Genomic DNA, 6,088 nt, shown 5'->3' with positions numbered 1-6,088 from the left:
CAAATATGATTTTGCTTGCCTTTGCGTTTTCCATTCTTGCGAATATGAGTGGATTGGCATTCAGGGCACTGCATTGAGAGTCACCTTAATTCATCTCTCCATTAGGCAACGCCGGATGTCAAAGCCAAATGAGCAAAAAAAACAAGGAGCAAGACCACGCCTTACTCCTCGCTTCTGGAAAAATTAAACTCTAATTCACCACTTCTGCAAGCTCTACCACTTGTCCAGAGTAGTCTTTTACCAAAAAATTCAGCGGTCTTTCGCGACGAATTTTGTGCTTAATGCCGCGAGCTTGAACGCGCAACAGAATTTGATCGAGACAATCGCGATCAAAACACACATGCCGCTGACGATCTTTCTCGCCCAGGGTCGCGCCCGAAATCACATGAAGCTGTGTATTTTTCTTCAACTGATACCACAGTCCATCATTGCCATTGCCACGCGCAGTTGTGCTACCCATCGAACCCGATAAATACATCGGATTAATCCCTGCCGTTCCCAGCGACTGTTCGTAGTTGTAGTAATAGTGCAACGGAACCTCAGCCACCGCCAGTTTCAACATTCCGCCATAAAAATCGCGGGCACTTTCAAGATCGGAAACCATGACCGTGTGAACTTTGGGTGCGCTCGTCAGGAAAAGCCACATTGCAACGGCATATGCACCGAGCAACATGATCATGATGCCTTGAGTAGAAAACAAGCTATCCATAGATTAATGACTAGAGCAACGGGCTGCCGAAAACGTTCTATTCATTCTATCAATACCAAAGCGGAGGCATCCGTAAGCTTTAGAAAAACACAGCGTTTTTCAGATAAACGACCAAAAAAAATGCGCCGTTTTCGCCATTGCCTGTATATAGTAGTTAACTCGACTCAGGCAGGATCTATGAAAGCCGTCACGATTCCAACTTTTCCAGAGGCAGATCATTCGATCGTTAAAGCGCTGTTTCATCACAGCGATCAAGAATTGCTGACGCTGTTTCAGCGCTACCCGGATTCAGGGCAGTTTTTTACGGCGCTATTTTGTCGCTACAGTCCGCTGGTGTATTCGCTGATTACGCGATCGGCGCGATCGCCCGTTCAAGCAGAATACTTGCTGGCACTCATCTGGCGGCACGTCTTTCATGAACTGGCTGGAGTCGATTTACGCGCTTTTAGTCAAGGTGCAACGTTTCAAACTTGGCTCTTAGCCGTGACTGCATCGGGCATTAATGAAGCAGAGCTACCCGCAGTCGAAGAAATCCATTACGACATTCGCGCTTGCTCTCCGCCGTTTTGGTGTTATCTTGATCGGGCACTAGAACAGATGTCGCCTGCACTGCGATTAATGGTCGTCATGGCGCAAACGTTTCACTGGAGCGAAACCCGAATTGCGGCATATTTGCAAGCAGAAGGCGAAGAAGTTAACCCCGAAGAAGTGAAAGCGCGATTGCAAGAAGGCTACCAAGCGTTAGAAAAACTTTTACCCGACGATATTAGAACGATTTATCTAGGTGGGAATGCTAGAGAGCAAGAGTCAGTTTCCGAGTCGGCGGCTGATTCGCTCGATCAAAGCCTAGAAGAACTCGAATTTTTCTAATGTTGAATCTCAACCTCGTTTGCTCACTTGCGCTCAATTTGCTGATTAGCGGAGCGTTCATCGCGCCCAGTTTTGCCTCAGATTTGACTCGCCAACTGAATCCTGCGTTTGGCACTCAAGGCACAGTCCGGCAAACCGCCGATCGCTTGGTTCAGTCCGGTATTCAGGCGCAGCAAGCCGGAACACTAGAGCAGGCGATCTCCAACTGGCGGCAAGCGATCGAGCTTTATCACCAAGCGGGTGAAGTGCCGTCGCAGGGGCGCGTTTACGATCTGCTAGGCATGACCTACATCAGTTTAGGACGGCTGGATGAAGCGGAGAATGCGTTTCGGCGCAGCTTAGCAACGGCACGAGACGAGGGCAACACCATTCGTCAGATTCACGGCTATAACAACGTGGGGCAAGTGATTCTGCGGCGCGGACAAACCCGCGAGGCGGCACGATCGTTTGCAGAAGGGTTGAGACTGGCGCAGACCATTAAGCATCGACCCGGACAAGGCTTATCGCTGAGCAATCTGGGATTAGCAACTTACGCTCAAGGAAATTATCGCGGCGCGATCGCCTTGCTTGAGCAAGCACGAGGATTCCGCGATCAGGCGAAAGATCCGATCGGAGCCGCGAACACGCTGAATCATTTAGGTGAAGCTTATTTGGCGATCGGCGATGCGCGATCGGCATTCAGCGCTCACGATCGAGCCATGACCCTAGCGCGAGAAACCGGCGATTTACCGTCTCAATTTCGAGCCTTCGACGGACTGATGCTGGCGTACCGCGGCATGGGACAAGAAACTCGCTTCGTCGAAATGCTCAATCAACGTTTAGCAATGGCATCCGAGCGCAACGACACTTGGCAAATGCTTGCTTCCCTGAAAATGATGGCGCAGCATCAGCGGCAAACAGGCAAATTATCAACAGCAGAAACCTATTATCAACAGGCATTTTCGATCGCGCAACGACTCAATGCTGCTGAAGAGCAAAAAGAATTAGGAGAGCAACTGAGACAACTGCGATCGCGCAAATTCAAATGGTAATGATCTTAAAATTCTGAACTGCCTGCAAGTAGGCAAACTGCATTAACCATTAGACCACCAATCTGCCCTCACCCCAACCCTCTTGCGGAGCGTGGCGTTAGCCCAGTTCCGCAAGAGGGGATGAAGGTCTTCAGTTCAATGACATCCACCGGCTTAGACAGTCATAATGTCCTTTTCTTTCTCAGCCAAGACCTTTTCCACCTCAGCAATATATTTATCCGTCAGCTTCTGAATCTTCTCCTGCGTGTCGCGAGCCTGGTCTTCAGAAACTTCCTTGTCTTTTTCCTGTTTCTTCACCGTATCCACGCCATCCCGCCGGATGTTACGGATCGAAACTTTTCCGGCTTCTGCATACTTCGCTGCCAGTTTGACCAGTTCTTTGCGTCGATCGCTGGTCAGCGGTGGAATATTCAACCGAATCGATGAGCCATCATTATTCGGCGTTAAACCGATGTCTGAAAGCGAAATCGCTTTCTCGATCGCGCTCATGCTGCTGCGATCGTAGGGCTGAATTTGAATCGTGGTTGAATCCGGGGTGGAGATATTTGCCAACTGTCTGAGCGGTGTTTCTGCACCGTAATACTCGACGGTAATTTTGTCGAGCAGACTCGCATTGGCGCGACCTGTCCGGATCGTATTGAAATCGCGGCGAACAGCCTCGATCGCCTTTTTCATGTGGTCTTCAACGTCAGCAAACTTCACAAAAACCTCCGACAATGGTTCCGATAGATTCTCCTGTGACTGCCCGCTTAATATTTCCGCGCACAGACAAGTCAAATACGATAATGGGGATATCGTTATCTTTACACAATGCGATCGCGGTGCTGTCCATGACCTGCAAATCCTGCGTTAAAACGTGCGAGTAGGTTAAACTCTGGTATCGTTTGGCAGCGGGATTTTTAACCGGATCAGAGTCGTAGACTCCATCTACTTTTGTCGCTTTAAACAGCACTTCTGCATTGATTTCGGCGGCTCTCAGGGCGGCGGTGGTGTCTGTTGTGAAGAACGGATTGCCGGAACCCGCCCCAAAGACGACGACTCTTCCTTTTTCCAAATGCCGGATGGCGCGGCGACGGATATACGGTTCCGCCACTTCTTGCATTGCGATCGCGGTTTGGACTCGTGTTTGAATGCCGATCTGCTCTAGCGCATCTTGCAGCGTCATGGCGTTCATGACCGTGGCGATCATGCCGATATAGTCAGCGGTGGCGCGTTCCATGCCTGCGGCTGCACCCTTCATTCCTCGAAAAATATTTCCGCCGCCGACGACGATCGCGACTTGAATTCCTTCCTGCACCAATTCTGCCACTTCTTCGGCAATGCCATGAACGACGGCAGGATCAATCCCGTAGGAAAGCTCTCCCATTAGAGCTTCACCGCTAAGTTTCAGCAAAATCCGCCGATACGTGACTCCCATGTATTTTTTTGTCGATAGTTGTTCCAACTAAAGATAGCAGTTGATCGGAATTTTGTGACCCTATTTGGCGATCGCGTCGCAATTTTTGACCCGCTAAACTGAGGCAAAAACTAGATTGTTCAGGTGATGGCTCAAACTCTAGCAATTCCAGATTAGAGTGGCTGATGCAATGTGTTGCAAATTCTACAGTGCTTGAAAGTTTTATGAAATTGTTGAAAACTCAAGAATATATTTTGCTGTGAGTTCGGGTTTTTCCAGGTGGGGAACGTGACCGCACTGCTCGATCCAGATGAGTTTGCTGTTGACGATCGCGCTTTCAAACCGAGTTGCGTCTTTCGTGCCTAAAATTTGATCTGAGTTGCCCCAAAGAATCAAGGTTGGACAAGTAATTTGAGAGATTTTATTGCTCAAGAAGTTATAGCCGCCGCTTTTTGTAAAGGCAATTAAGGCTTCATTCCAACGAGAAAGCTTCAAGTGCAGAGCAGCACAAAGTTCGGCATCTGCGGTGACAAAGGCTGGATCGTAATAAGCTTTCAGACTGACGCTGCGCCGCACATTCGGTCGTCTGAGAAATTCGGTGGCAAGATAGCCGAGCGGAGGAATGAGGAATTTACCGATCGCAGGCCCCGCCGCAAATCCTGCACTGTCCAGTAGAACTAATTTCGCAACCGCATCCGGATAAGTCAGAGCAAAATCGATCGCTGCCGCTCCTCCCATTGATGCGCCCACTAAAATCACAGGCTGATCGATCTTCGCTTTCCAGAAGTCATAAAGATGCGTTTTGATGGCTTCTGGGCTGAAGGGCGTATTGGCAGGGCGATCGGTGAATCCGAATCCGAGCAAATCGACCATCCAAGTGTCATGATGTGCAGTCAGTCTGGGTAACAATCGGCGGTATTCAAAGACAGAGCTATCAAAGCCATGCAGCAAGAGAATCGGAATACCGCCTTCGCCTTGATGTACGTATGCAGTTTCAATCGGTTCTAAGCTGATTGATGTGGAAATAGGCGATCGACGAATTTGACGAGCGAGCGTGATCGACGTTTCTTCGGTCAGTTGAGCGACTTCGGACGGTAGAAAGCTTTCAAACATTGATCCATACAAGAGGTGCGGTCTGCCTCATTGTAAAACGAGGGTTGTACTCGCCTCACACCATTAGACTGAATCGACTTTCTGCATGGCTGCCTTTTGATCACAGCAACTCAGGCATTCGGGCAGAAAGCTCGACCGCATCTCAGGATTTTCCACAGTGATGTGGCGACAGCGAGTAGTTTTACTGAGAAAATCGCGACGTTCGTGACGAATGGGTTAGTGTTCGTGACGAATGGGTTAGTGTTCGTGATGAATGGGTTAGTGTTCGTGATGAATGGGTTAGTGTTCGTGATGAATGGGTTAGTGTTCGTGATGAATGCTGCGGTTTTCACGAAGAACGGTTTAACGGATACGATGACAAGCAAAGCAGATACGGCGACAAGCTGAACGAATGCAACGACAAGCAGAGCAGATACGGTTCTAGCTGCGAATGAAGTCGAATCGAGTTATTTATTCGGGAATTTGCATTTAACCTCGATTTCAAAGTTACCTTCGCTTGTTGCTTCAGCCAGAAAGGGAATGCCCGTTTTACCACCAATTTTTAAGCCGAATTTTAAGTTAACTTCCTCGATGTGTTCTGTGCTGAGGTTTCTGAAAGCTCCGATCGCATAACGAGTATAAGCCTGGATTGCTTGATGCACTTCCACCATTTCAACCATCACCGCATGAGGATCAATGCCGTAGCTTTCACGATCGGGATCTTCAGAGGGAGCGGGAATGTCGGCATCATCTTTGACCGCAACATACATCGTGTAAGTTTCGCCGTTTTCTTCACGGATTTGCAGGGGTTGAATTTCTGACATGAAAGTTCTCTGAATTGGGTTTAGGCGATTGGGTTTTATTAGAGAAAGTATAAAATACACGCAGTTTGTTTTTCCGGGTTTATGGCGCGGTATGCACTCGTAATCGGCACAGGCTCCGCTGAAATCGTTGAGTAAGACGAAAGGGGATGCAGAAGCGATCGCGCAA

Annotated in this window: 9 protein-coding genes; 3 read left to right on the top strand and 6 right to left on the bottom strand. The window is 48.9% G+C overall.

Annotated features, from left to right (window positions below):
• Together H6F51_17100 and H6F51_17095 are read right to left on the bottom strand one after the other, a co-directional pair.
• The coding region (locus H6F51_17100; protein ID MBD1824191.1) for an IS1 family transposase at positions 1-74 on the bottom strand (74 nt) is incomplete at its 3' end.
• Between the two features lie 116 nt (positions 75-190).
• The gene (locus H6F51_17095) at positions 191-679 is read right to left on the bottom strand and encodes a VOC family protein (GenBank protein ID MBD1824190.1); all 489 of its coding nucleotides are present in this window, start codon (positions 677-679) and stop codon (positions 191-193) included.
• Between the two features lie 207 nt (positions 680-886).
• Between H6F51_17095 and H6F51_17090 the strand changes: the two genes are divergently transcribed.
• Both H6F51_17090 and H6F51_17085 read left to right on the top strand, forming a co-directional pair.
• Positions 887-1,579, top strand: a complete 693-nt coding sequence (locus H6F51_17090; protein MBD1824189.1) for a sigma-70 family RNA polymerase sigma factor — start codon at positions 887-889, stop codon at positions 1,577-1,579.
• Positions 1,579-2,610: a tetratricopeptide repeat protein gene (locus H6F51_17085; GenBank protein ID MBD1824188.1), complete on the top strand. Its 1,032-nt coding sequence runs from the start codon at positions 1,579-1,581 to the stop codon at positions 2,608-2,610. Before H6F51_17090 ends, H6F51_17085 begins: the two co-directional genes overlap by 1 nt.
• Before the next feature lie 153 nt (positions 2,611-2,763).
• Here the strand turns inward: H6F51_17085 and frr are convergent, their stop codons facing one another.
• The 3 genes from frr to H6F51_17070 all read right to left on the bottom strand — a co-directional run bounded on the left by frr (position 2,764) and on the right by H6F51_17070 (position 5,119).
• On the bottom strand, positions 2,764-3,312 hold the full coding sequence (frr, locus tag H6F51_17080) for a ribosome recycling factor (protein MBD1824187.1): 549 nt from the start codon (positions 3,310-3,312) through the stop codon (positions 2,764-2,766).
• Positions 3,299-4,027, bottom strand: a complete 729-nt coding sequence (locus H6F51_17075) for a UMP kinase (protein MBD1824186.1) — start codon at positions 4,025-4,027, stop codon at positions 3,299-3,301. The genes frr and H6F51_17075 overlap by 14 nt, the downstream gene beginning before the upstream one ends.
• A gap of 201 nt (positions 4,028-4,228) precedes the next feature.
• On the bottom strand, positions 4,229-5,119 hold the full coding sequence (locus H6F51_17070; GenBank protein ID MBD1824185.1) for an alpha/beta fold hydrolase: 891 nt from the start codon (positions 5,117-5,119) through the stop codon (positions 4,229-4,231).
• A 96-nt stretch (positions 5,120-5,215) separates the two neighbouring features.
• Here H6F51_17070 and H6F51_17065 point away from each other — a divergent pair, with 96 nt between their 5' ends.
• Positions 5,216-5,506: a hypothetical protein gene (locus H6F51_17065; GenBank protein MBD1824184.1), complete on the top strand. Its 291-nt coding sequence runs from the start codon at positions 5,216-5,218 to the stop codon at positions 5,504-5,506.
• Between the two features lie 59 nt (positions 5,507-5,565).
• Here H6F51_17065 and H6F51_17060 read toward each other — a convergent pair whose 3' ends face one another.
• The gene (locus H6F51_17060) at positions 5,566-5,922 is read right to left on the bottom strand and encodes a hypothetical protein (protein MBD1824183.1); all 357 of its coding nucleotides are present in this window, start codon (positions 5,920-5,922) and stop codon (positions 5,566-5,568) included.
• Positions 5,923-6,088: the final 166 nt, after the last annotated feature.

The sequence above is a fragment of the Cyanobacteria bacterium FACHB-DQ100 genome (assembly GCA_014695195.1).
In the GTDB taxonomy this organism is placed as follows: domain Bacteria; phylum Cyanobacteriota; class Cyanobacteriia; order Leptolyngbyales; family Leptolyngbyaceae; genus Leptolyngbya.
This window is presented reverse-complemented; position numbering and strand designations above follow the sequence as displayed.